We start from the raw sequence: 25,224 nt of genomic DNA on the forward strand, positions 1-25,224 counted from the left end.
TAAAGAAAACCGCATGATGCGGCATTGTGTCGTGTGATGCGTTGCCATCGTCCGAGCTTTCGGCAAGAACACACACAGATAAGGTTGGCAGATTTGGCTGGTTGGAGAGAAATGGACATGACGCAACGATCCGTTGTCAGGACCTGGCTTACCCGCGCCGGGTTCACTGCAGGCGTTTCGATGCTCGTCATGGGTGCCGCAACCGCACAGCCCGTCAAAGGCCTGTATGTTGCCGGTGAAGGTGGCGCCAGCTTCAACCAGGACCAGACCGCGCGTCTGTCCCCGGTCTTTCCGAGCGGGCGGGACCATTACCAGGCCGGTGTGACCGGCATTGGCAGTCTAGGCTACGGTCTCGGAAACGGATTCCGCGTCGAGGTCGAAGGCAACTACCGCAACAACCGTTTGCAGCAGTTCCGCTCCAGCACCTTCCCGTCTTCAGTTGGTGGCCGTCAGCAGGGTTATGGCGTCATGGCCAACGCCCTGTTCGACATGGACATTGGCAAATCCTGGGTCTTCCCGTATTTTGGCGCCGGCATTGGTTATGGCTGGCAGGCCATGAATACCTATGTTCATGCCCCGAACGGGGCCTTTGACCAGCATGTCGGCGGTACAAGCGGGAACTTCGCCTATCAGGGCATCTTCGGCCTGTCCTTCCCCGTCCCCTGGGTCGTGGGCCTGTCCGCCACGGCGGAATACCGATTCTATACGCTGATGGGTCCGAACGGGCATCATGCCACGGCGACCGGAATCTATGGCGGCTGGGACAAGACCAAGGAATTCGGGGTGTCCAGTGGCAACCGCGATACCCGCACGGACTTCAACCATTCGCTGATGCTGGGGCTGCGCTACGAGTTCAATCCGGCTCCCCCGCCGCCCAAGCCGGTTGCGGCTCCCATGCCGATCCCGGGTCCGGCTCCCACCCGCACCTATCTGGTGTTCTTCGACTGGGATTCGGCTGAGCTGAGCACGCGCGCGAAAGCCGTTGTGGCCGCTGCAGCCCGCAACTCCACCTCCGTGCAGGTCACGCATATCGAGGTCAGCGGCTATACCGACACGTCAGCCGCCCATCCGGGACATCGTGGCGAGGCCTACAACATGGCGCTCTCGCAGCGTCGTGCGAACACGGTCAAGGAAGAGCTGGTCCGTGACGGCGTGGCTGCAGGGCTGATCACGACACAGGGCTTTGGTGAGAGCCATCCGCTGGTGGTCACCGCCGCCAATACCCGCGAGCCCCAGAACCGCCGCGTGGAAATCGATTTCAAGTAGGGTCTGCGAACAGACCCTGATTCCCGGTCAGCCGGCGGCTTTTCACGAGGCCGCCGGTTTTTTTTGCGTCAGCTGCACGCCCTTCCGGCATAAAAAAGGGCAGAGAGAAACCTCTCCGCCCTTTCAGCCCCATCGACGTGATGGAAAAGACTTATTTCTTGCGACGCACCGTATGACGGACGGTGGTTTTTTTGGCCGTCGTCTTCGCCGGCGTCGGAGCAACGACTGCGGGCGGCTTGGCGACAACGACGCCTGTTGCATCCACCGTGGCGTGGATCGTCAGATGCTCGCGCTTCTGGCCGCCACCGGGGATCAGCTCGGCCGTGAACGAATCCGTTCCGGCGTAAGCCGTGGCCGGCGTATAATCCACATAGGTCTTGCCATCATAATTATAGAGGAAGGCCTTACCGTGTGTCGGCGGCGGATTGACGCCGAAGGAGGCATAGTTGCCACCCATCGGCTTCTGGATGGCGATGGAGCACAGTCCGTCATCGCTGCGGACCGTCATATCCACGCTCATCGTGCCGTCAGCGGCTTTCTTGACGGCGGAGACGTGGCAGACAGCGGAGGTCCGCTGGTAGCCGAAGGGATTCGGGGCCACGGAACGCTGGACGATCGGCTGTTGGGCACAACCGGAGAGAAGCAGGGAAACGGCCAGTGCCGAACCCAGGGTAATGGCAGAACCTCGCAGACGCACGGTCAACTCCAACGCATCGTGACAGGACATGCCGCGTTTTCACGGCAGACAGACGTTCGCATGTAGAACAGGACTGCACGGGGCGAAAGGCTGCATGGGGACAGTGTGGCCATTTTGACGGTATTTTGTGCCCGGGGAACGATAAATTCGCCCCGGGACGTCCCTCGCCAATTTTCTGCCACGAAATCATGTTTCGGATTAAGGGCTTGCCGCACGTTCCTCAGACGCAGAATCAGCTTTCGCGGGGGGTCGACCGCAGGTAGTCTGTTCCAGTGGTTGTGGCCGGTCGATCCGGTCTTGTGGAGTCTGTCAATGCCGTCGATCTTCCGTCGTTCCTTCAAGAGCCTGCTTGCTGTCGGGCTTTCCTGCGCTACGCTTGCTGCCGTTCATCCCCTGTCCGCCCGCGCTGCGGACTGCGGCAATTCGCCCGCTCACGAAGCCTTCGATGTGGCCGGCCTGAAATCCGAGCTGATGGTGACGGCGCTGTCGTGCAAGGCGCAGGAGCGTTACAATGCCTTCGTCGGCAAGTTCCGCCCGGCCCTGCTGAACGCCGACGAGCGTCTGAACAGCTATTTCCGCACGACCTATGGCCGTCGCGCCCAGGTCGAGCATGACGATTACATCACACAGCTGGCCGACATCCAGTCGCTGGGTGGGCTGAAGTCCGGCACGGTCTTCTGCCAGCAGCGCGAGGCGATGTTCGACGAGATCGACGCTCTGGAATCAGCGTCCGATCTGGCGCATTATGCTGAGGCCAAGGACGTGGCCCAGCCGGCCTCCTATGAGAGCTGCGAAGCTCCGGCGACCGTGGACCGCCACTCCCGCAAGGGCGTGACGAAGCGGGCCGCCACCCGCCACACGAACCGCGCCTGAGCCGATCTCTGATCCTGTCGCGAAGCGTTCGCTTGACGTTCCGTGACGGGACGGCGACAACGCAGACATGAGCGATCTGTTCGAGTCAGGAAAGACAGGCAAAACCCGGACCGGCGGCGCCCGCAAGGGCACGGTCGACACGGAATATGGCGCCCACGACATCGAGGTGCTGGAAGGGCTTGAGCCCGTCCGGCGCCGTCCGGGCATGTATATCGGCGGCACGGATGATACCGCGTATCATCATCTTGCCTCCGAAATCCTTGATAATGCGATGGATGAAGCGGTGGCCGGTCACGCCACCACCATCGACGTCAGGCTGGAAGGCCCGCGCACGCTTATGGTGCGCGACAACGGCCGTGGCATCCCGACCGATCCCCATCCAAAATTTCCCGAGAAATCCGCGCTTGAGGTGATTTTCACCACGCTCCATGCGGGTGGAAAGTTCTCCGGCAAGGCCTATGACACGTCTGGCGGTCTGCATGGCGTCGGCAGTTCGGTCGTCAATGCGCTGTCTGAGAAGCTGGAAGTCGAGGTCGCACGGGACCGGACGCTGTACCGGCAGGACTTCGTGCGCGGTGTCTCGCTGGCGCCGCTGGCGGAAGTTGGGAATGCGCCCAACCGTCGCGGGACGACCGTACGGTTTACGCCCGACCCGGAAATCTTCGGCAATCACCACTTCTCCCCTGCGCGCCTCTACCGGATGTGCTGCTCCAAGGCGGCGCTGTTCCGGGGGGTGACGATCCAGTGGAAATGTGAGCCGTCCCTCATCAAGGCCGGAGACGAGACGCCGGTCGAGGCCACCATCCAGTTCCCTAACGGTCTGGAAGACGCTCTTTCAGCGGAACTCGGGCCGGATCCGGATCTACTGACACCGATCTGGGCTGGTGATGTCGAACTGCCGGTTGCAGCGGACGGACGCACGGGCGGACGCGTGGAATGGGCTGTGGCGTTCCTTGAGAGCGGTACGGCGTCGCTCTCCTCGTTCTGCAACACGATTCCCACACCTCAGGGTGGCACGCATGAAGCCGGCTTCCGCGCGGCTCTGGTTAAAGGACTTCGCGCCTGGGGCGATCAGCGCAAGGTCAAGCGGGCGGCGGCGATTTCGGCCGAGGACGTTCTGGGATCTGTAGCCGCCAAGCTTTCGGTCTTCGTCCGCGACCCCCAGTTCCAGGGCCAGACCAAGGACAAGCTGACCTCGCAGGAAGCTTCGCGGCTGGTGGAAGGTGCGCTGCGGGACCGTGTGGATCACTGGCTGGGCGGCAACCCGCAACAGGCTGACACCCTACTGGCTTTCATGGTGGAGCGGGCGGAAGAGCGTCTGCGCCGTCGTGAAGTCAAGGACACGGCCCGTAAAAGCGCGACGCGCAAGCTGCGTCTTCCGGGAAAGCTGACGGACTGCACACGCGAAAATGCGGCGGAAACGGAGCTGTTCCTGGTGGAGGGCGAATCGGCCGGCGGGTCGGCGCGTCAGGCGCGTGACCGCGAGACGCAGGCCGTGCTGCCGCTGCGTGGAAAGATCCTCAACGTGGCTTCCGCGACGACGGACAAGCTGCGGGCCAATCAGGAACTCCGGGACCTGACGGAAGCCCTTGGATGTGGAATCGGGGCTTCCTTCGACATCAGCCGTCTGCGCTACGGGCGCGTCATCATCATGACGGATGCCGACGTGGACGGGGCGCATATCGCCTCGCTGCTGATGACGTTCTTCTATCGTGAGATGCCGGAGCTGATCCGTCACGGCCATCTGCATCTGGCTCAGCCACCGCTCTATCGCATCACGCATGGACCCAAGACGGTCTATGCCATGGACGATCAGGACCGCGTCCGGCGCATCAAGGCCGACTTCAAGCCAAATGCGAAGGTCGAGGTCTCCCGGTTCAAGGGCCTGGGTGAGATGCCGGTGAAGGATCTGAAGGAAACGACCATGGATCCGGCTCGGCGCACGCTTCTGCGGGTCATCACCCCGGCCGAGGACCGTCTGGCGACCAGCGAGCGTGTCGAGAGCCTCATGGGCCGCAAGCCGGAGCTGCGCTTCCGCTTCATTCAGGAACATGCCCGATCCGTTGACGAGCTCGACGTCTGAGCGTGTCGTCACCGGCCAGTTCCACGGAGTCTCATAGCCAGCTCAAGGCCGTCGGATGTCTGATCGGAGGGATTTCCTCCTTTCAGATCGGCGCAACGCTGGCAAAGGGTCTGTTTCCCCTGTTCGGTCCGACCGGCATGGTGGGGCTGCGCGTGTGTCTGGCGGCCATAATCCTGCTGTGCATCTGGCGACCGACACGCGGTTCGCTGACGGTCGAGCGCCTGAAACTGCTGCTACCTTATGGCGCTGCCGTCGCCGTCATGAACTTCTGCTTCTATGTGGCCCTGGTCCGGCTGCCGCTGGGCGTTGTTGTCGCCCTTGAATTCACTGGCCCTCTGACGCTGGCACTGGTTGGATCCCGTCGATGGCTGGATCTGTGCTGGGCAGGGCTTGTGGTGCTGGGGCTTTTCCTGCTGCTGCGGCCCGAGGGAGCGACGATTGGCCTGTCCTCGCTCAATCTGTTTGGCGTGGCCGCGGCCCTGCTGAGTGGGTGTGGCTGGGTGGTCTACATCCTGACCGGCACACGCATGGGCAAAATGTTCCCCGCCCCCGTCGCCACCACTCTGGGCATGAGCACGGCAGGTATTCTGCTGCTGCCCTGCCTGATTCCGACGATCCCGACCGTCCTGACCCATCCCTGGCAGGGGGGAGCCGCGCTGAGCGTCGCGGTCCTGTCCTCGGCCGTGCCCTATATTCTGGACATGATGGCGATGCGGACCCTGAACCCGCGCGAGCTGGGAATCCTGCTGAGCATGGAGCCGATGCTGGGTGCGCTTTCAGGATTCATTTTCCTGCATGAGGCGCTGTCCATCATGCGCTGGATGGGCGTTCTATGCATCGCGGCGGCATCGGCCGGGAATGTCCTGACAGGGCGCCAGAAGCCGCTCCACTGATCCCGCCTGAGCAATAATCGGCTGAAAACTGACAGGAATATAGGGCTAGGCCGTATACCGTTCCCTTGACCGGGCTGCGACACGCGCGCCAGATGCGGGCGTCATGTCCCGCCTCTTTCCCTCCTCGAACCAACGGTCCAGTCTGTCTGCCCTTGCAGTCATCGCCGTGGTTCTTCTGGGATTTCTGGGGCAGCTGGTCCTTCAGGGATGCGCCTATCCCGAAGAAAGTCCGCGGGCGACGATCGAGCGCCTGACGGGGATCGACATTGCACCGTCACCCATGGTGATGACCGGCCCCATGCCCGGAATGACGGCTGGGGAGCATCACCACCACGATTCCCATGACGGCACTTGTCCGCTCTGTCCGCTGTTACAGCTTCTGGCGGTCATCCTTGCCAGTCTGCCGCTCGTGCCCGCCCGTAGGACCACAAGCCGTCAGATCCGGCAACACCCGGGCACACCACGCGCACCGCCTGCGATCTGGCGTCTGCTTCCGCCGTCCCGGGGACCACCCCGCCTCGTCTGACCCCCATCGTGGTCATGGCGGAGGACGGAACTTCCTGCGGTCTGCCCGTTTCGGGCGCCCCTTCAGGACGTGATTCGCCGTGACTGGATTTCAGACCAGTCGAGGATGCGGATCATGCTCCCCTTTTTCAGCGCCCGCGCAGACGGTGCACCTCACGTGCGCCCGTACCTGGCGGCCATCATTTTGACCCTGAGCGCCTTTTCAGGGGCGTCTGCTCAGGAAACCCTGCCCCAGCCGGACTCCGTCGAAGCCGGCAAAGCCGAACATCTGACCGTCAATGGTGTGCGCCAGCCCCGGACAACCAGCGCGGATACGGCGCATCTTCTGGACCATGCACTGGGCTACAGCACCTATTCCGCAGGGGGTGTTTCCGCCCTGCCCGTCCTGAACGGCATGGCCGATGACCGGGTGGCCACACTCGTGGACGGGATGCGGATTGATGCGGCCTGCCCGAATCACATGAACCCGGCCATGTCCTATGTCGATCCGGACAGCGTGTCCCGCGCCGTGGCGATTGCGGGCATCACGCCCGTCAGTCTGGGCGGGGACAGCATCGGCGGCACCGTGGAGATCGAGCGGAAAGACCCGCTCTTTGCGAAAGCGGGCAACATCCTCGTGACCGGACATGTGCGTGGCGACTATCGCAGCAATGGCGGCGGCTCCGGTGCTTCCGGGTCCCTGACCGTCGCCAATGACATGTTCAGTCTGCGCTATACGGCGTCCTATTCCCATGCCAGCGACTATCAGGCCGGCGGAAACGGACAGCATGTGCGGTCCACGGATTACCTGAGCTTCAACCATGCGGTGACGCTGGGTGTGAAGAAGGCCAATCATCTGCTGGCCCTGACGTTCGGTCAGCAGGACATCCCGTATGAAGGCTTTCCCAACCAGTACATGGACATGACGAACAACCGTTCGACCTTCGTGAACGGCAAGTACAAGGGCGACTTCAACTGGGGCACGCTGGATGTGCGCGGGTCGTGGCAGCGGGTGACACATGTCATGGACATGCTGTCGGACAAGGGCGGTCACAGTGCCACCACGGGTATGCCGATGAACACGGATGCGCGGACGGCGGCTTATGCGATCAAGGCGACCATTCCGCTCGGGCTGAAGCATACGCTGAAGCTGGGCAGTTCCTTCGATCATAACGGGCTGAACGACTGGTGGCCGCCTTTGCAGGGCAGCACGATGATGGGGCCTGGCACCTATCACAACATCAATAACGGCCATCGGGACCGGCTGGGCCATTTCGTGGAATGGGATGCGCAGTGGCTGCCACGCTTTTCCACGCAGCTCGGGTTCCGCAATGACGTCGTGATGATGAATACGGGGAAGGTTGCCCCCTATTCCTGGAGCAGCATGATGTCGATGACGGATGCTGCCGCAGCCGAGACATTCAACAAGGCGTCACGCGGCCGGACGGACGTCAATTTCGATGTCACGGCAACGGGGCGATGGAAGCCGCTGGACAGCCTGTCCATTGAAGGTGGCTATGCCCGCAAGACGCGCTCGCCGAACCTGTATGAGCGTTATGCCTGGGGCATGGGCAGCATGGCGACGCGCATGATCGGCTGGTTTGGCGATGGCAACGGCTATGTGGGGAACCTGAACCTGTCGCCCGAAATCGCCAATACGGCCAGCGTGACGGTGGACTGGCATGACCCCAACCCGATGCAGCGCTGGGACCTGAAAATCCAGCCGTTTTACACCTACACGCACAACTACATTAACGTCCGGCGCCTGGGCAGCTTCTCGAACGGGCTGTCGATGCTGGGCTTCGTCAACCACAACGCCCAGAGCTACGGCATCAACGCCTCTGGGTCCGTACGTCTTTGGAACAGGCCGGCTTACGGACGGGGCGAGCTTGTCGGGAACATCAACTGGGTCCGCGGCGTGGATCTGGTGACGCATTCGGGCCTGTATCACCAGATGCCGGCGAATGGCGTGATCGGGCTGCACGAGACGTACGAGAACTGGACGGGACGCGTCGAAGTAACGCTCGTAAAGTCCAAGGACACCGTGGACTGGCTGCGCAACGAGCCCCGCACGCCGGGCTATGCGCTGCTGGGGCTTGGGGGGAGCTATCGCTGGCGGTATTTCACGCTCAATGCCGAACTGGCGAACGTGCTGAACCAGAGATACTACCTGCCGCTCGGCGGCCTCTCACTGGGTGACTATGACGCCACGGGTATTCTGGGGCCGTTGCCGGGAATGGGGCGGTCCTTCAACATGAACATGACCGCCTCATTCTGAAAAGACCGGGCCGGGAGAACCGGGAGCGCGTCAGACGCTCTCGGCAACCCAGTTCCGCTTCTTTGTCGCCAGACCGATGCCCGGGTTGAAGCAGTTGCAGGGATCGAGGCTGCGGTAATGCTCGACCATTTCCTCGGGCGCCTTGTAGAGATGGCCAACATTATGTTCGGCCGGATAGCGCGCACCACGGGCATCCAGGCCGGGGAGCATGTCGTGCTCCACCTGCATGGCGTTGTAGCCCTTCTTGATCACGTAATCCTGGTGCATCACGTGGCAGAAAAAGTGACCGTAATAGAGTTTGACGATGATCCGGTCCTCGATTTCCTTGGGAAGGACCTCGAACCACTCACGGTCATTGCGGCGCAGGGCAACGTCGAGCGCCACGATGTCTTCAGCGGTTTTCGTATGGACCGCACGGTAACGCACGGCGGCACCGGCTGCTGCGAAACGGTGTAGGAAGGCGCGTGTGCCTTCATCCGGCGTACATTCAAAGAAGGCGCCCCCCGTGCTTGAGGCCCACTGCTCCAGATAGGCACGGACGGGTGCGGTCATGTGGGCGGAGACCTTGAGCATCAGGTGATGCTCGAAACGGTCGCGGTAATCGCACATGCGCTGGGGAAGCTGTTTTGGCAGGAAGCGACTGAGAAACTGCATCGCCAGATCGCTGAAATGATCAGACAGGAAGGGCAGGCGCTGCGCAAAAACGTCAAACCTAGACTTCATGGAGAAGAACATCGGCAGGTATTTCGTGCCGAAATAGCGGATAACCGCGAAGGTATCCTTGCCGTATTTTTCGGCGATATTGAACGCATCGCGGTGCAGGTACTCACCGGCGATCGGCAGCTCGTCGAAATGGGTCAGAACATGGCGGCGGAGGTCTTCGAGGTCGGATGTGTTGTTCGTCCCGATATAGAACACGCCCGGATTCTTGTTGGCTTCGAACGTGTCGAGACGGACAGCAAACACGACCAGCTTGCCCGCACAGCCCGCGGCTTCGTACCAGCGGTTGGGGTCGGCATTGAAACGGGCGGGAGTGTCGGCGTCCACGTCGCGGACATGGGTGGCGTAGTTCTCGTCATGACCGCGACCGGCCTTCCAGTCGATGGCATTTTCCGGAAGCTGACCGGCCTGTACGGCGGCAAGGATCTGCTCGGGATTGCCTTCAATACGGATACCCAGATGGTTGACGAGGTGGAGCTTGCCGTCCTCGCCCATCTGGCCGAACAGAGCCATCTCGGTGAAGGCTGGTCCACGCTGGACCAGCGCGCCGCCGGAGTTGTTGCTAACACCACCCAGAACCGAAGCGCCGATACAAGACGAGCCGATGACAGAATGAGGCTCACGGCCAATGGCAGCGAGTTTTTCTTCCAGATCATGCAGGGTGGAGCCCGGCAGGCAGACGACCTGCTTGCCTTGACCAATCAGGTGAATACCATCCAGACGGTTGGTGCTGATGATGACCACGTCACGGTCATAATCGTTGCCGTCAGGGGTGGAACCGCCGGTCAGGCCGGTATTGGCGGCCTGCATGATGATGATCCGGCCCGTTTCGGCACAGAGTTTCGCAGCGCGCCACAGTTCGACCAGACTGCCCGGCTGAAGCACCGCAACAACGTCGCCCATACCGAAGCGGAACCCCTTACGGAAGCGGTAGGTCGCCGACGGCTTCGTCAGGACGTGCCGCGCGCCCACGATGGCCCGCAGGGAGTGGATGAGCGAGGCATTGCTGACCTCGGAACTGCCTTTTAGTGACGCTGACATTCTGTTGTCTTTCCTGCCGCCAAAGTGATCGCCGCTGGTCCTAACATGGTGTTGCAAGAAACCGCTCTTCAACCCTGCGTGTTATTTAACGCGCCCAAAAAGACGTTCAAGTTCACGCCGTGTCAGTTTGAGCCATGTCGGTCGTCCATGTGAGCAAGTATTTGCACGCGGTGTCAGTTCCATCTCGCGCAACAGAGCATCCATTTCCTCGGGCTTGAGGCGACGACCTGCGCGGATGCTGCCATGACATGCCATGCGTGCGAGAATGGCATCCAGATGATGCGAGAAACTTCCCGTACTGGCGGCGTCCAAATCCGGATCACTGGCCAGTTCGTCGGCAATATCCTTCAGGAGCCCCTGAATGTCCTGAGCGCCCAGAAGGGCCGGCACCGAGCGCAAAAGAACACTGCCGGGTCCAAAGGATTCAAGATCGATCCCCAGTTTTGACAGGTCTTCGGCCCGGGCCATGAGGGCTTCCGCCTCGCGACGCGGCAGGTCCACCACTTCCGGCAGGAGCAGAGCCTGCGACCGCAGCGTGCTGCCATTGGCGTACTGTTCACGCAGGCGTTCATGGGTCAGGCGCTCATGGGCGGCATGCTGGTCCACGAGGACGAGGTCCCCATCGGGAGCGAGGGCCAGGATATAGGTATCGAAGACCTGCGCGATGGCGGCACCCAGCGGAAACGCAGGATCAAGCGCTTCGGGCTGCTGCGGAGCACGGGCAGCGGGCGCAAAACCGGGGTCCGTTTCCGCAAAACCCGGTCGGGCCAGAGACGGAGTGGGGTCCGGCAGAGGCGAGGATCGCGGAGCATAACCGGTCGGAAGGCTGCCCTGTAGCGGTACGGAAGCCGGAGCTTCCCGTGGCTCCGGCGGCCGGGGCGGATAGACGATGGACGGCCGCGAACCGAAGCTCGCATGAATGCCACCACCGCCATTCGAACCATGACCCAGCGCCCGGCCCAGACCGCCAATCACGAGAGACCGGATTTCGGCTTCGTCGGCAAACCGCAGTTCCGTCTTGGCGGGATGGACATTCACGTCCAGCCGTTCCAGCGGCACGGTCAGATGCAGCGCCATGACCGGGAAGCGGCCACGCTCGATCACGGGACGGTAGGCCACGCGGATGGCGGTCCGGAGCATGGGGTCCGTTACCGGGCGGTTGTTGACCAGAATGAACTGCCCCGATCCAGTGGCGCGGGTGCGAGCCGGGCCGCAGGCGAACCCCGACAGACGCACGGCCCCACGCTGTTCGTCGAGGTGGATCAGCGTGTCAGGAGTCGTGTCCAGCACGGAAGCTGCCCGAGCAATGGGGCTCTGCTCGGGCAGGTCGAACAGAACCTTGTCGTCCAGCAGGACGCGCATGGCGCAATGAGGCGCGGACAGGGCCAGACGCCGCATGACGGATTCGGCATGTCCGCTTTCGACGCGGGCGCTCTTGAGGAACTTGCGCCGCGCCGGGGTGGCAAAGAACAGATCTGTCACGACGATACGCGTGCCGACCGGGCCGGAAGCGGGCTGCGGCGGCGTGATGACGCCCCCATCGACGCGGATGCACCAGGCGGTATCGGACTCCGGCGTGCGGGACGTGATGGACAGGCGCGCGCTGGCGCCGATGGACGGCAGAGCCTCGCCCCGGAAGCCCAGCGTGCGGATCTGGACGAGGCGTTCGTCCTGAAGCTTGGAGGTACAGTGCCGCTCGACGGCCAGTTCCAGCTCGACCGGAGTCATGCCGCAGCCATTGTCGATGACATCGATCCGGTCCGTCCCGCCGGCACGCAGGGCAACCACGATGCGGGTCGCGCCTGCATCGATGGCGTTCTCCACCAGTTCCTTCAGCGCAGCGGCGGGGCGCTCGATGACTTCACCAGCCGCAATCAGATCAATGACATGACCGGAAAGACGACGGATTGTGGGGCGGGGAAAGGACGGGGCCTCGGACACGATGCCTCCTCATCGTCCGGACAGGGGCCGGACGGCAGACGGGGCCGTCCCGTCCACCCAATCAGGGGGCAGTCGGGACGGAGGGTACTTCAGAGAACGCCGAGGAAGGCCTTCTTCTTTCTGACGGTCGGGGTCGCACCCGTTGCGGGATTGCGGCCCAGGGCCGAGTTCTCGCGGATGCGGCGGTTTTCGGCGTCACCATCGACGACGGAACCGGCATTGCCGCCCTTCCAGAACATCAGGTTGTCCACAAAACCGGCATCGGCCGCGCCAAGCTCGGCATTGTTCGGTGCGCTGGCGGACTTGTCCACCTGTCCGACCAGTGCGGTCTGGCCGGTGCTGCCCTTGCCGGAATCCGGATGCAGGGCCGTATCAGGCGACAGGGTTTCGAGCGCCTGCATCCGCGGGCTTTCGTCCGGACGATGGGCATCTGCGGCACCGGGTAGCTGCATCTGCTCGGAAGGCGGCATGGAGAGCGGGGCGCGGGTCGTGACGGTGTACTCGTCGGGCATGGCCCGTTCGAGACCGATCGCGCGTGAGACATCGGCGCCCGAGCAGCCCGAAAGCAGCAGGCCGACGGAAGCCATGGCACCCATCTGGACACTGAGACGGGCAACGGAAAGACGGTTACGGCGCATGGAGGGCCCCTGGGACGCGATCATGATGCAACACTCCTACAGTCCGCGCGGCGCCGGAGCAAGCCATTGGAACAAGTTCCGTGACCGCATCACTTGGCAGCCGCCTGACGTTCGGCGAGCAGGGAATCAATCAGCCAGACGGCGACGCCGCAGACAATCCCTGAATCCGCGATATTGAAGACATACCATGACCAGCCAAAAGCATGGGCATGCAGGAAATCCACGACTGCCCCATAGCGCAGGCGATCGATGACATTGCCGATGGCGCCACCTGCAATCGCCCCGCAGGCCGCCGCCACGAGGGTGCGCTGCGTGCGGGTCAGGGTCCACACCAGAAGCCCCACCGCGATCAGGGAGACCGCGCAGAAGATCCACGGCCCACGACTGCCGAGGCCGCCGAACATGCCGAACGTCACGGCGTGGTTCCAGACCATCGTGAAGTTCAGGAACGGCAGGATCTCGACCGATCCCCGGTCCGGCAGGTGATAGACATAGAGGATCCAGTCCTTGCTGGCCTGATCCAAAACGAGGACCAGAACCAGCAGGGCAAACCCCAGAACCATGCGGCCTGTCCGGCTCATGCCCTCATGCCACAGGGACATCAGGCACTCACCACGTCGATGCAGCGGCGGCACAGCGCCGGATGTTCGGCGTTCTCGCCGACTTCGGGCAGAACCTTCCAGCAGCGGGCGCATTTATGGCCCGGCGCACGCTCGACCTGCGGGCCGCCATGGGCCGTGTCACCCGGCAGCAGTTCGGTTTCGGCATGGGATGTGATGAGCAGCTCGGCCCAGTCCAGGCCGCCGAAAATCCCGGCCTCTTCCTGCGACAGAGGCAGCGTGACGCTGGCTTCGAGCGAGGAGCCGATCGTGCCGTCACGGCGAGCCGTTTCCAGCTCGGTCGTGATCAGGCGGCGATAGGCACGGATGTCTTCCCAGCGGTTACCGAGTTCCGGGTCGTTCCACTCAGCTTCCGGTTCGAAAAACTGTGCGAGATGCACGCTGTCTTCCTCGCCGAAGCGCGCCTGCCAGGCTTCCTCGGCCGTGAAGACGAGGACGGGGGCCAGCCAGGTGCAGAGCGCGCGATGCAGGGCATCCAGCACCGTGCGGGCGGCACGGCGCGTCGGGTCAGACGGGGCGTCGCAGTAGATCGCATCCTTGCGGATGTCGAAATAGAAGGCCGAGAGATCGGTGGTGCAGAAGCCATGCAGTGCCGGATAGACACCAACCCACTGATGCGTCTCGACTGCGCTGGCGATCAGGCCGCGCAATTCCGACAGGCGGTGCAGGATATACTGCTCCAGCGGCGGCAGATCAGCGTAAGGCACAGCTTCTTCGGGCGTGAAGCCGTCCAGCGCCCCCAGCAGCCAGCGCAGGGTATTGCGCAGGCGGCGATAGAGTTCGCCCTGCTGCTTGAGGATTTCCTGCCCGATGCGGAGGTCTTCGTTCGTGTCCGAGTTCAGGACCCACAGACGCAGGATGTCGGCGCCGAGGCTGTCGGTCACGTCCGAAGGGGCCACGACATTGCCCAGCGACTTGGACATCTTGCGGCCCTGTTCGTCCATGACGAAGCCATTGGTCACGAGCGCCTTGTAGGGTGCGACACCCATCGTTCCTACGCTTTCCAGCAGGGAGGACTGGAACCAGCCGCGATGCTGGTCGGAACCTTCAAGGTAAAGATCAGCCGGGAAGTTCAGACCTTCTTGCCCCAGATCGAAGCGATGGGTGGAGCCGCTCTCGAACCAGACGTCCACGATGTCGAAGACCTGCTCGTAATCGGCGGGATCACGGCCTTCACCCAAGAAGAGCGCCGGGTCGGCTTCGTACCAGATATCCGCACCCTTTTCGCGGAAAGCCTCGACGATACGCTGCATGACGGCCGGATCACGCAGGACGTCGCCGGTGCGCTTCTCGACGAAAACCGCGATCGGCACACCCCAGGCACGCTGGCGGGAGATGCACCAGTCGGGGCGCTGCTCGATCATGGAGGTCAGGCGACGGCGGGCGGCTTCGGGGACGAAGGTGACGTTATCGAGAGCGCTCAGGGCTTTTTCGCGCAGCTTCGTCTCGCCATCCATCGCAATGAACCACTGCGGCGTGGCGCGGAAAATGATCGGTGCCTTGGAGCGCCAGGAATGCGGATAGGAATGACGGACCGTTCCGCGGGCCATCAGGCCGGTGGCCGGGGCGTCATCATGTTCGGCGGACTGGCGGGCTTCGGTCAGCAGGTCACAGACCGGATCGGCCGCCTTGAAGACATGGATGCCGGCCAGATGCGGAACCCACGGTGCATAGCGGCCGTCATCCTGTACGAGTTCGGGGACTTCGATGCCGTACTGACGGCAGAGCATGAAGTCGTCCTGACCGTGGGACGGCGCCATATGGACGAGGCCCGTGCCAGCATCGGTCGTGACGAAATCGCCCGGCAGCATCGGCACGTCATACTCATAGCCACGGCCACGCAGCGGATGGGCGCAGACCGCGCCTTCAAGCCCGTTGCCCGGCAGGGTGTAGAGGATGTGATGGGCGGTGATGCCCGTCTCCGTGCAGAACGCGTCCACACGATCCTCGGCCACCAGCAGCTTCGCACCCTGCGGGACGAGGCTGTTCTCGTTCGTCTCATCGACGCGCAGGACGACATAGGTGATGTCCGGACCATAGGCGAGCGCGCGGTTGGCGGGGATGGTCCAGGGTGTGGTCGTCCAGATGACGGCCGATACACCGTTCAGGGCGTGAGCGGGCGTCGGGTCCTTGATGATCGGGAAGGCCACGAAGATCGTGGTGGAGTCGATGTCGTGATATTCGATCTCGGCTTCGGCCAGGGCCGTCTTCTCAACCGGGCTCCACATGACGGGGCGCAGGCCGCGATAGAGGCTGCCATTGAGCAGGAACTTGCCGATTTCGTCGACGATCTTGGCTTCGGAGCTGAAGTCCATCGTCACATAGCGGTTGGCCCATTCGGCCTGAACGCCGATGCGCTTGAAGTCCTCGGCCTGCTTCTGCACCCATTCGGCGGCGTACTGGCGGCATTCGGCACGGAACTGGAGCAGGGGGACCTGGTCCTTGTCCTTGCCAGCCTTGCGATACTGTTCCTCGATCCGCCATTCGATCGGCAGGCCGTGGCAGTCCCAGCCCGGAAGATAGCGGACCTCATACCCCGACATGCGATGGGCGCGGTTGATGACGTCCTTCATCACCTTGTTCAGGGCGTGTCCGATGTGAATGTGACCGTTGGCGTAGGGCGGTCCGTCATGAAGCGTGAAGACGGGACGTCCCTTCCCGGCCTCGCGGATCTTTTCGTCCAGCCCCGTAACAGCCCAGCGGGCGAGCGTTTCAGGCTCGCGCTTGGGCAGGCCGCCGCGCATCGGAAAGCCGGTGCGGGGGAGGAACACGGTATCGCGGTAGCGATCCTGCTGTTCCTTGAAGGCGGCGACGGAAGGATCGGGAGTCTTATCGGACATGAGGGACGAGCCAGTTTCGGTCATTCACACAAAGGGTGGGTTATATGGAGATCGCGAGCCAATCCGGTCAAGTCCGCGTTAAGGGCGGCAGCAATGCAGGGCTGCCCCAAAGCGGGTTGCCGGGGCGGCGGGACTCGCGGATGATGGACGATATGGCGCTTTTTTCAGAAGGCAGAACCGTGAACGCACTTCGTCTCTTCCAGTCTGTTGCAGGAGCCGTTCTGGGTGTCTGTACGGGGTTCAGCATGGCCGCACACGCGCAGGCGCCCCGTTGCCCGGCGGCGGCGAGTGTTCCGGACAAGGCCCGGATGACGCAGATGTTCCAGACGGCACCGGACCGGGGCTTCCTGTGGAAAGTGACGAAGGACGGTCACTCCTCCTGGCTGTATGGGACGCTGCATGTCGCAAAACAGGATTGGCTGCTGCCCGGCCCACTGACCCGCGCCGCGATCCTGCAGAGCGGCGAGGTCGCCCTTGAGCTTGATCTGAACGCCCCGGACACGGCCACCACGCTGCGGCAGCCGGAAGATCCGGCCCGATGGGCGCATCTCGTGCAGTCCGGGCGCAAGGCGAAAGTGGATGCGCTCATGGATCAGCAATGCGTGCCGAGTGCTGCGTTCGCGCATGTGGCGGTTGGCGTGGAAGCGGCTGGTGTCGAATCCCTGGCGTCACGCCAGGATGGATATTATCCGGATTATGCGGTGGATGCCGTTCTACAGGGCATGGCGGGAAGTCTGAAAAAGCCTCTGATCGGGCTGGAGACGGTGCAGATGCAGCGGGATCTGCTGATCGGTCCGGATCAGGCGGATGAAGATGCGTTTATTGATGACATCGTCAAAGGTGTGTCTTCCGGCAAGACGCAGGCCGAGAACCGCAAGCTGACACAGATGTGGGCCTCAAGCGACGTGAAGCGTCTCGATCATTATCAGGACTGGTGCGACTGCCTGAATACGGCACAGGAACGCCGTTTCATGTCCCGGCTTCTGGATGAGCGGAATGTCGGCATGGCGCAGAAAATCGAGAAGATCCATGAGAGCGGGACATCGCTGTTCGCGGCCGTGGGCTCCCTGCACATGGCTGGGCCGAAGGGTCTGCCCGCCCTGCTCCGCAAGGATGGGTTCGAGGTCCAGCAGATCGTACCCGCGCTCTGATGAAACGGATCGTTCAGAAGTTCCTGGGCTGCAAAGTGCCCACGCGCCGTCCCGAGCCTCCTGCCCTGCCACCGCAGATCGAGGAGATCCGGCAGGGCGCGTTGAAGGGACAGCATCTTCAGATCGTACAGTGGGGACAGGTGCTGCTGGACAGCGTGTATGTTCCACGTGATCCGATGGCAGCGGTGGAATGGTTCACGATCGCGGCCAATGCCGGGTTCGGCCCGGGGCACAACATGCGCGGGCGGTGCTTCCAGTTCGGCTGGGGCTGCGAGAAGGACCTTCAGCAGGCCGCGCGCTGTTATGAAGCTGCTGCGAAAACCGGAGACGAGTGGGGCCGGTACAATCTGGGCATCATGACCATGCGCGGGATCGGCATGGAGCCGGATCTGGCGCGGGCGCTGGATCTGTTCCGGACAGCGGCAAATAACGGCCATGCGAAATCCATGAACCTGTATGCGCGGTTTCTGGAAGAAGGATGGGTTGTGCCGCAGGACCGGGCGGCGGCGCTGGACTGGTATCGGAAATCAGCAGAAGGCGGCGATTACCGGGGGCAGCACAATCATGCCACGGCGCTTGTGGATGCCGGGAAGATCGATGAGGCGCTGGGCTGGTGGCGCCAGGCCGTCGTGGATGCGACGTCCGACATCCTGCTGGCGATGGATCAGAAGCTGACGGCGCTGGGGCCAAAAGGTGATGCGGACCTGCTGGAGCGGGTGCGCGAACGCCTGAAGGAGATGGGGATTTCTCCTTCAGGCGAGGCTGTTTCGGTCAGTAATTCGCCGAAAGGTTGAAGAGGAAGGACCGGCCGACAGCCGGGGTCGCACGGTCGCTGAACAGGTTGCTGTAGTTCAGGCGGTTGTCGAGGTTGTAGCCGTTCATGGCGACGCGCCAGTGCTTGCCGAAATTGTGGGAAATCACGGCATCCCATTCCACGGTGGCAGGCACGGCCGCTGTATTGGTGGCGTTCAGGTAGACACCATCACGCCAGGTCAGACCACCGCCGAACGTGACATTCCAGGGACGGTTCGGCGCGATCGTGTAGGTGGACCAGATGGTGGCGGAGTTCTTCGGCGCGTACTGGATGCGCTTGCCGACATCAGCCGCCGTCAGGGATGACACGGTTGTGGCGTCGTAATAGGCGTAGGTGCCGATCATGGTCCAGTTCTTCAGGATTTCGCCCGAAACGCTGAGTTCAACGCCCTGGTTACGCTGACGGTCGCTGGACGAAGACACATCCCCCGTCGAAGGGTCGGTCATGAGCGCGTTGCCCTTTTCCAGACGGAACACAGAAGCTGCAAAGCCCATGCGACCGTGGAAGGCGTTATACTTCGCACCCAGCTCGTAAAGACTGCTGCGTTCGGGACTAAAACCCTGCGTCGTGGATTTCAGGGGTTCGGAGCTGTTCGTCACATACAGGCCCAGCGGCGTGGTGGACTGCGCCCAGTTGAAATAGACCATGATGTTGCTGGTCGGCGTGTACATCAGGCTGACGGTCGGATTGAACGTGTCCTGCGTCTGTCCATAAGACACGCCGGCGCCAGCCGTGCCGCCATTGGCGGAATAGTGGCTGTCCCAGTGATCCCAGCGGAAGCCGCCACGGATCGAGAACCAGGGTGCCAGCCACATCTGTTCAGAAAAAAACGCACCGACATCCGTGGCATCGCCCGTTTTGTACAGGGCATGGCCGACACCGGAAATGTTCACGAGATTTCCGCTGTACTGGCCAAGTGAGCCAAGCAGGAGACCCGGCTGGGTGGCGGAAGGGTGGAGCAGGCTTGTCGTATCAGTCTGCGTGCCGTTCTGGCCGTTGAAATTGTAGGCGTAGTTCGTGCGCCGGTCATAGACATGCGAGATATCGACACCAGCGATGATCTGGTGACGGATGCTGCCAGTCGAGAACTTCGCGATGCCCGAGAACACGTCCTGCACGGACCAGTCGTTCTGCTGATAAGGCTCCGGACCGCCCAGATGACCACGCCGGTTGATGGTCGCCGCTTCAGGATCGGTGAAATACTCGGCAGCGCAGGTCGTATCACAGCCCGGCTGTGACGCGGAGAAATACCGGCTGTACATGCCACCGCGCGCATCGTTGTAGAACGTGATGTTCTTGTTCAGGTCGAATTTCAGGCGTGCCGTCAGCATGTCCACATTGGACGCATCCTGATCATAGGTCGTGCCGTACCAGTTGTTGCGGTTCAGGCCATATTCCGTCAGTGGCTTCGCAATGGTCGTTCCCGGCTTGGTGACGACCGGCACACCATAATCCGGCACGCGGTTGTCCGTCTGATGGAAATATTCCAGCGTGAAGGTCGTGCGCTTGCCCAGACCGAAGGCGATGGACGGGGCAATACCCCAGCGATGGGAAAAGACATTGTCCCGGCCGACCGTGTTGTTCTCGTTACCCATGCCCGTGATGCGGATGGCCGTGGAGTCCCCGATCTGCTTGTTGAAATCGAGCGTGCCGCGATAATACTCCGCAGAACCACCCGAGAAGCTGCCACCGTAGCTGTCCCCGAGATGGGCGACCTTGGTGGTGATGTTGATCGCGCCACCCGTCGTTCCGTTACCGAAGACTTCCGAAGACGGCCCCTTGATGACCGAGACATGGTCGTAATCAAAGCTGTCACGGGTATAGACGCCGAAATCGCGCAGGCCATTTTCGTAGATGTCGTTCTGCGCCTGGAAGCCGCGGATCAGGAACTGGTCGCCCGCCATCCCACCTTCGCCTTCACCGACCGATGCGGTGATGCCTGGCACGTTGCGCAGGGCCTCGTCGAGCGATTTGACGTTCTGCTGTTCCATCAGGAGCTTGGGCACGACGTTGATCGTCTGCGGCGTGTGCATGACGTCTTCCGGCATCCGGCCAATGCCGATGGGGGTCTGCAACGTGTTCATCGGAGAGCCAACGACCTGCAGATGCTCGGTTTCCTCAGGCGTTGCGACGATGCTGTTGTCCGCCGTTTTTGGAACAGCCCCCGATATGGGAGCTTTGGGCGGAAGGGCCTTGGACGTCTGGGGGCTAGCTGCGTCGTTTTTGGGAAGCGGGTGACGACGGGCCTTGTGATGGTGCCGGGTGTCGTCCTGTGCGTGCGCGGCGGAACAGACAAGCGTCAGTCCTGCGGCAAGAGATAGCGGACCCAGTGGGTGGCGGGGTGTTCTGGACGACATCGGATCACGATCCTGCAAACGAAAACGGATGCTGTCCTTAAAGAGTTAATGCGACTAATTCTCAATACAGATTCAGTAAAATTGCGAAAGATTCTCATTCTCTTTGTCTGATTGTGGCAAAAATGACACGGAACGACATACGGCAAAAAAAAACCCTTCTCCGAAGGCGAAGAAGGGGTTCAGCAGAATTGGGAAATGAATAAAGAAATTCAGACGCCGAGAATGGCCCGAGCCTGCGCGGCATCTGCTGCGATCTGGGTCTTGAGTTCGTCCAGACCGGAGAACCTCTTTTCCTCGCGCAGGAGCGCGATCAGGGCGACACTCAAGGTCTGGCCGTACAGGTCTTCGTTGAAGTCGAAGAGATGGACTTCGAGCCGGCTTTCCTGACCGTCATTGATGGTCGGACGGCGGCCGATATTGGCGACGCCGGCAATGACCCGGCCATCCGGCAGCGTGACGCGCGCGGCATAGACGCCGCGTGCGGGCTCGACATGCTGGGTCAGGGGAATGTTGGCGGTCGGGAAGCCAAGGAGGCGTCCGCGCTGGTCTCCGTGCATGACGGGACCGGTGATGCTCCAGGGACGGCCAAGTTCCTGCGCCGCGCGTTCGGGATAACCTTCCTGCAGCAGGCGACGGATGCGGCTTGAGGAAATCGGACCGCCCTCATCGGAAAGCTGGGGCACAATGGTCAGCCCGATTCCATGAGGTGCCAGAAGGGTTTCAAGGCGCTCGATATTGCCGGTGCGACGGTGGCCGAACGCGAAATCTGCCCCGCAGGCCACATGGGCCACGCCAAGGCCGTTGACCAGAACATCGTTCACGAACTGCTCGGCGCTCAGATGCGAGAATTCCGCATCGAACGGGATCTGGAAGACATGATCAACGCCCTGCTCGCCAAGAGCGGCGGCACGGACATCCGGCAGCATCAGGCGGAACGGCGGATCCTGCGGGCGGAACAGCGTGCGGGGATGGGGATCGAACGTGACGACCGAAAGCGGATGATCGGGACGCGCCATCCGCAGCGTATCGAGCAGATGGACATGCCCGCGATGCACGCCGTCGAAATTGCCCAGGGCCGCAACCGTATTGCGGGCAGAGGCAGGGATGTTGCGCCAGTCCGTATGCAGGATCATGCTACGGGCAGGCCGAACTGGGTGGAGACGGCGTTCAGGTCCGGTGCCTGCGGGACGCCCGGATGGGGAACGGTGCCGTCCTGCTCGCGAACGAGCTGGCAGACGGTCAGCCCTGCTCTTTGAGCGGCGTCCAGTTCGGCGCCGATATCGGACAGGAACAGGATTTCGTCTGCGGGCAGACCGACAGCGGCTGTGATCTTTTCATAGGACGCCGCAGCTTTTTTTCCGCCGGTCGAAAGATCGAAGAAATCCTCGAACAGCGGCGTGAGGTCACCCTGCGCCGTATGACCGTAAAGCAGCTTCTGCGACGGGATGGAGCCGGACGAGTAGACGGCCAGACGCAGACCGCCTTTCGACCAAGCCTTCAGAGCGGGTGGGACATCCGGATACAGATCGGCCTGAAGGGTTCCATCCTCGAAACCCTGACGCCAGGTCAGACCCTGAAGCGTCTTGAGGGGCGCGGCCTTCACGTCCGCCTTCATCCAGTCCTGACAGACCTTCAGCGGGTCCTGTCCCGGATGTTCCATGACGATATCCGCACGGGCTGCCACGACCGTCGGGTTCGTATGATCCTGCATCAGGGCCGGGAGAGCTTTCGCGGCGTAGGGGAACATGACGTCCCGCACGAAAGAGATCGGCAGGGTTGTACCCTCGATATCAAGCAGGACGAGACGGATCATGGGGGACTTTCAGGAGTTGCCGGAAGCTTCGGCAGGCACTTCGGCCGGGAAACGGTTGGCAATGTCATCGCCGGTATATTGCGCGATCCAGCCAGTCGTGTCGGTGAAGACACGCAGGGCTACGACGTCCGGCGATGGTCCGGCGTCGAACCAGTGCGGGATTCCGGCGGGAACGGAGATCAGGTCGCCTTGTGTGCACAGGACGGAATAGACACGCCCGCGGATATGCAGGACGAACGCCCCCTGCCCGTGCACGAAGAAACGGACTTCATCTTCGCTGTGGGTGTGTTCGGACAGGAATTTTTTCCGAAGCTCCGGAAGGTTTGGCGTCGTGGCGTTGATCCGAACCACGTCCGCACTACCGGCACCCGTCTCACCCATCAGCGTGTCGAGATAGGGGCGATAGGCGTCCAGCACCTCTTCTGCCGGGGCGTCAGGCGCCGGCGTGACGGGAGCGGACCAGCGATCGAAGCGGATGTTGTGGGGACGCAGGGTCTCCGCAATCTCGCCGGGCGTGGTGACATCCAGCAGGATCGTGTCGGGAGCATCATCGCGGTAGACGGTCAGGCGGCTCATGATCAGGCCTTCTTCTGCAGACGGGCGAGTTCGCAGGCCAGCAGGAACTCAAGCCCTTCAAGACGAGCCAGGGCCGTGAACATGTCTTTGCCCCAGACATAGACGCCGTGGCCGCGGATCAGATAGCCGAGGCGCATATCCGCGAGTTTTGGAGCGACGACCGTGGCCAGACGCGCGATATCCTGATCGTTATGGAACAGGGGCAGTTCGAGGCTGGTATCGTGGGTCGTCTGGCCCTCGAACACCTTGAGGACCTCATAGCCTGCCAGCGTGATCGCGCCGGACGGTTCATCCATGGACAGGATGGTCGCAGCCACGGAGTGACCATGCAGCACGGCCCCGATTGCGGGATCATGTGCATAAAGCTGCGTGTGCAGGAGCGTTTCCGCGCTGGCACGGTTTGCGCGATCGACCGGAACACCATCGGGGGTAATCTCGATGACGTCGCTGTCCGTCAGGAAACCCTTGTGGCCACCCGAGCGCGTGATCGCGATGCGACCGTCCGGCAGGCGGCAGGACAGGTTCCCCGCCGTGGCCGGAACCCAGCCGCGCTGGTCCATCCGCTGGCCAGCCTGCACAATCTGACGGCAGGCATTGCCCCAGCTTTCATCAACCTTGAGGTTCTGCATCAGACCTGGTTGCGGTGCGTTTCGCTGCTGGTCGTCTGGCTGTAGCCGGGATTCTGGTTCGGCGGAGAGATGTGACCCGGAGCCTGCGTGGCGTCCGTCGAGGTCATGGATTCATCGTCGGCCATGTTCTTCTTGAAGGACTTGATGCCCTTCGCGAAGTCTCCCATCAGGCCGCTGATCTTGCCGCCGCCGCCAAACACGACGAGCAGGACGACCGCCAGGATCAGCCAGTGAACGGGGCTCATGCTGCCCATAATGTATTACTCCGAAAAGCCAAGGCCACCATCATGTGGCAAGGCTTGGGCGATTGTGCAAGCGTTCCTCTCAGGAAGCGTCGTCACTGTCGTGCGATGAAATGAAGCCATAGGTCGGATAAGCGCGTTTTCCGAGGCTGTGAACAGGAGCCCACCAGACGCGCACCAGCGTCCAGTCATTGCGGGCGGAAACATCCGTCACGGGGACAGCGCGATCGATGCGGCCCGGTTCCCAGTTGGCATGGTCAACGAGGATCGTGCGGTCCGAAACCTGCCGGCGCACGATGGAAACATGGCCGCTGGGCACGCGGGACGTGGCGCGGAAGACCAGGACTTCTCCGGGTCGGGGCGTATGGGTATGGGCATAGCGCCCGGCGGACTGTCCCCACCATGAGGCGGCGCTTCCGCTCAGTTTCAGGCCGGTGCGCTCGCGGGCGTAGGGTGCGCATTGCAGTGGACCATTGAAGCTGGCGCGGCTGTATTCATAGCGGTTGCCGCAGGCCGCGAGGACGACCAGAAGGCCCAGCGGCAGGCAGCGGAAAAAGCGGGGCATCGTCATCTTCTACAGACTGCGGAAAGCGATAATGCGGTCTTCCGCCTCATCGGAGTCCATGTCGAGCACGCTCTGCGCGACATCACGGGAGAAGCCGTTGCGGGCGAAGACGCCCAGTGCCTTGAGCGGATCTTCCTCTTCGCGGTCGGGTCTCTGGAACGGGCCGAGACGGCGCTTGCGGGCCAGAACGAGGGCGGCGGCGAGTTCCGCTTCCTGCGCGCTGCTGTCCGAGCGTTCACCGAGCGAGTCGTTGAGGGCTTCGCGGGTCGTGTCCTGATCCACGCCCTTGTTGGCGAGATGGGCTTCAACGGCCCGGCGGGAGCGGCCGGTCCGGGTCAGGCTGAGCGCGCGGTTGCGGGCATAGCCGGCATCATCCACGGCACCGAGATCGGTCATGGACGCGACGATTCCGTCGATGGCGGGACGCAGGGATGCAATAACGGATTCGATGTCTTCGTTCGGCAGACCCGCCCGGGAAGCGCGCACGCCCCAGCGGCGCAGGCGGCGGTCCAGCACCTGACGCAGGCCCTGTTCGGTCGTGGCAAAGCGGGCGAGATGCGCCAGCGCCGCTTCACGCAGGGACGCTGCATCCGGGACGGGTGGCGGGGCGGGACTGTCCTCCATAATGCTTCGGAGTATGCGGTGTGAAAGGCATTTACGGCAAGACGCCTTGGAGCCATCAT

At 62.4% G+C, this 25,224-nt stretch carries 22 protein-coding genes; 8 read left to right on the forward strand and 14 right to left on the reverse strand.

From position 1 onward, the window contains the following. Positions 1–117 precede the first annotated feature (117 nt). On the forward strand, positions 118–1,266 hold the full coding sequence (locus HKD31_RS10265; RefSeq protein ID WP_062496379.1) for an OmpA family protein: 1,149 nt from the start codon (positions 118–120) through the stop codon (positions 1,264–1,266). 151 nt (positions 1,267–1,417) lie between these two features. Here HKD31_RS10265 and HKD31_RS10270 read toward each other — a convergent pair whose 3' ends face one another. Further along, a complete protein-coding gene (locus HKD31_RS10270; protein WP_228120511.1) occupies positions 1,418–1,993 on the reverse strand; it encodes a hypothetical protein in 576 nt (191 codons plus the stop codon). Positions 1,994–2,275: 282 nt separating this feature from the next. On the opposite strand from HKD31_RS10270, the gene HKD31_RS10275 reads away from it, so the two are divergent. The 5 genes from HKD31_RS10275 (at position 2,276) to HKD31_RS10295 (ending at position 8,594) form a co-directional block, all read left to right on the forward strand. Next, a complete protein-coding gene (locus HKD31_RS10275) occupies positions 2,276–2,836 on the forward strand; it encodes a hypothetical protein (protein ID WP_155723183.1) in 561 nt (186 codons plus the stop codon). 67 nt (positions 2,837–2,903) lie between these two features. Next, positions 2,904–4,919, forward strand: coding sequence for a DNA topoisomerase IV subunit B (gene parE / locus HKD31_RS10280; protein ID WP_194264977.1), 2,016 nt, complete (start codon positions 2,904–2,906; stop codon positions 4,917–4,919). Between the two features lie 2 nt (positions 4,920–4,921). Next, positions 4,922–5,812, forward strand: a complete 891-nt coding sequence (locus tag HKD31_RS10285; RefSeq protein ID WP_194264978.1) for an EamA family transporter — start codon at positions 4,922–4,924, stop codon at positions 5,810–5,812. A gap of 103 nt (positions 5,813–5,915) precedes the next feature. After that, a complete protein-coding gene (locus HKD31_RS10290) occupies positions 5,916–6,338 on the forward strand; it encodes a DUF2946 family protein (RefSeq protein ID WP_194264979.1) in 423 nt (140 codons plus the stop codon). 114 nt (positions 6,339–6,452) lie between these two features. Beyond that, positions 6,453–8,594 (forward strand): TonB-dependent receptor, encoded by a 2,142-nt coding sequence (locus HKD31_RS10295; protein WP_194264980.1) that lies wholly within the window; start codon positions 6,453–6,455, stop codon positions 8,592–8,594. 30 nt (positions 8,595–8,624) lie between these two features. Here HKD31_RS10295 and dld read toward each other — a convergent pair whose 3' ends face one another. From dld to ileS, 5 genes are all read right to left on the reverse strand, one after another. Then, positions 8,625–10,355 carry a D-lactate dehydrogenase gene (gene dld, locus HKD31_RS10300; RefSeq protein WP_194264981.1) on the reverse strand — a complete coding sequence of 577 codons (1,731 nt, stop codon included), beginning with the start codon at positions 10,353–10,355 and terminating at the stop codon, positions 8,625–8,627. 81 nt (positions 10,356–10,436) lie between these two features. Beyond that, positions 10,437–12,296, reverse strand: a complete 1,860-nt coding sequence (gene mutL / locus HKD31_RS10305) for a DNA mismatch repair endonuclease MutL (protein ID WP_194264982.1) — start codon at positions 12,294–12,296, stop codon at positions 10,437–10,439. Between the two features lie 89 nt (positions 12,297–12,385). Continuing rightward, entirely contained in the window at positions 12,386–12,958 is a 573-nt protein-coding gene (locus HKD31_RS10310) for a DUF3035 domain-containing protein (RefSeq protein ID WP_011252804.1), read from the reverse strand. A gap of 65 nt (positions 12,959–13,023) precedes the next feature. Next, positions 13,024–13,536: a signal peptidase II gene (gene lspA, locus HKD31_RS10315; RefSeq protein WP_194264983.1), complete on the reverse strand. Its 513-nt coding sequence runs from the start codon at positions 13,534–13,536 to the stop codon at positions 13,024–13,026. Then, positions 13,536–16,394 carry an isoleucine--tRNA ligase gene (ileS, locus tag HKD31_RS10320; protein WP_194264984.1) on the reverse strand — a complete coding sequence of 953 codons (2,859 nt, stop codon included), beginning with the start codon at positions 16,392–16,394 and terminating at the stop codon, positions 13,536–13,538. Before ileS ends, lspA begins: the two co-directional genes overlap by 1 nt. A gap of 179 nt (positions 16,395–16,573) precedes the next feature. Between ileS and HKD31_RS10325 the strand changes: the two genes are divergently transcribed. After that, positions 16,574–17,545 (forward strand): TraB/GumN family protein, encoded by a 972-nt coding sequence (locus tag HKD31_RS10325; RefSeq protein WP_338085565.1) that lies wholly within the window; start codon positions 16,574–16,576, stop codon positions 17,543–17,545. Beyond that, positions 17,545–18,339: a tetratricopeptide repeat protein gene (locus HKD31_RS10330; protein WP_194264985.1), complete on the forward strand. Its 795-nt coding sequence runs from the start codon at positions 17,545–17,547 to the stop codon at positions 18,337–18,339. The genes HKD31_RS10325 and HKD31_RS10330 overlap by 1 nt, the downstream gene beginning before the upstream one ends. On the opposite strand, the gene HKD31_RS10335 is transcribed toward HKD31_RS10330, so the two are convergent. The 8 genes from HKD31_RS10335 to HKD31_RS10370 all read right to left on the reverse strand — a co-directional run bounded on the left by HKD31_RS10335 (position 18,317) and on the right by HKD31_RS10370 (position 25,165). Continuing rightward, positions 18,317–20,716, reverse strand: coding sequence for a TonB-dependent receptor (locus tag HKD31_RS10335; RefSeq protein WP_194264986.1), 2,400 nt, complete (start codon positions 20,714–20,716; stop codon positions 18,317–18,319). The genes HKD31_RS10330 and HKD31_RS10335 overlap by 23 nt on opposite strands. Positions 20,717–20,925: 209 nt before the next feature. Further along, positions 20,926–21,849 (reverse strand): bifunctional riboflavin kinase/FAD synthetase, encoded by a 924-nt coding sequence (locus HKD31_RS10340; RefSeq protein WP_062496242.1) that lies wholly within the window; start codon positions 21,847–21,849, stop codon positions 20,926–20,928. Then, the gene (mtnC, locus tag HKD31_RS10345; protein WP_194264987.1) at positions 21,846–22,529 is read right to left on the reverse strand and encodes an acireductone synthase; all 684 of its coding nucleotides are present in this window, start codon (positions 22,527–22,529) and stop codon (positions 21,846–21,848) included. The genes HKD31_RS10340 and mtnC overlap by 4 nt, the downstream gene beginning before the upstream one ends. Positions 22,530–22,538: 9 nt before the next feature. Next, a complete protein-coding gene (locus HKD31_RS10350; RefSeq protein WP_062496247.1) occupies positions 22,539–23,105 on the reverse strand; it encodes a 1,2-dihydroxy-3-keto-5-methylthiopentene dioxygenase in 567 nt (188 codons plus the stop codon). A gap of 2 nt (positions 23,106–23,107) precedes the next feature. After that, positions 23,108–23,734, reverse strand: coding sequence for a methylthioribulose 1-phosphate dehydratase (locus HKD31_RS10355; RefSeq protein ID WP_194264988.1), 627 nt, complete (start codon positions 23,732–23,734; stop codon positions 23,108–23,110). Beyond that, positions 23,734–23,988, reverse strand: a complete 255-nt coding sequence (locus HKD31_RS10360) for a twin-arginine translocase TatA/TatE family subunit (protein WP_062496251.1) — start codon at positions 23,986–23,988, stop codon at positions 23,734–23,736. The genes HKD31_RS10355 and HKD31_RS10360 overlap by 1 nt, the downstream gene beginning before the upstream one ends. 70 nt (positions 23,989–24,058) lie before the next feature. Then, positions 24,059–24,547 carry a CHAP domain-containing protein gene (locus HKD31_RS10365; protein WP_193363797.1) on the reverse strand — a complete coding sequence of 163 codons (489 nt, stop codon included), beginning with the start codon at positions 24,545–24,547 and terminating at the stop codon, positions 24,059–24,061. Between the two features lie 3 nt (positions 24,548–24,550). Beyond that, on the reverse strand, positions 24,551–25,165 hold the full coding sequence (locus tag HKD31_RS10370; protein ID WP_194264989.1) for a regulatory protein RecX: 615 nt from the start codon (positions 25,163–25,165) through the stop codon (positions 24,551–24,553). Positions 25,166–25,224: the final 59 nt, after the last annotated feature.

Source organism: Gluconobacter potus, assembly GCF_015244705.1.
In the GTDB taxonomy this organism is placed as follows: Bacteria; Pseudomonadota; Alphaproteobacteria; order Acetobacterales; family Acetobacteraceae; genus Gluconobacter; species Gluconobacter potus.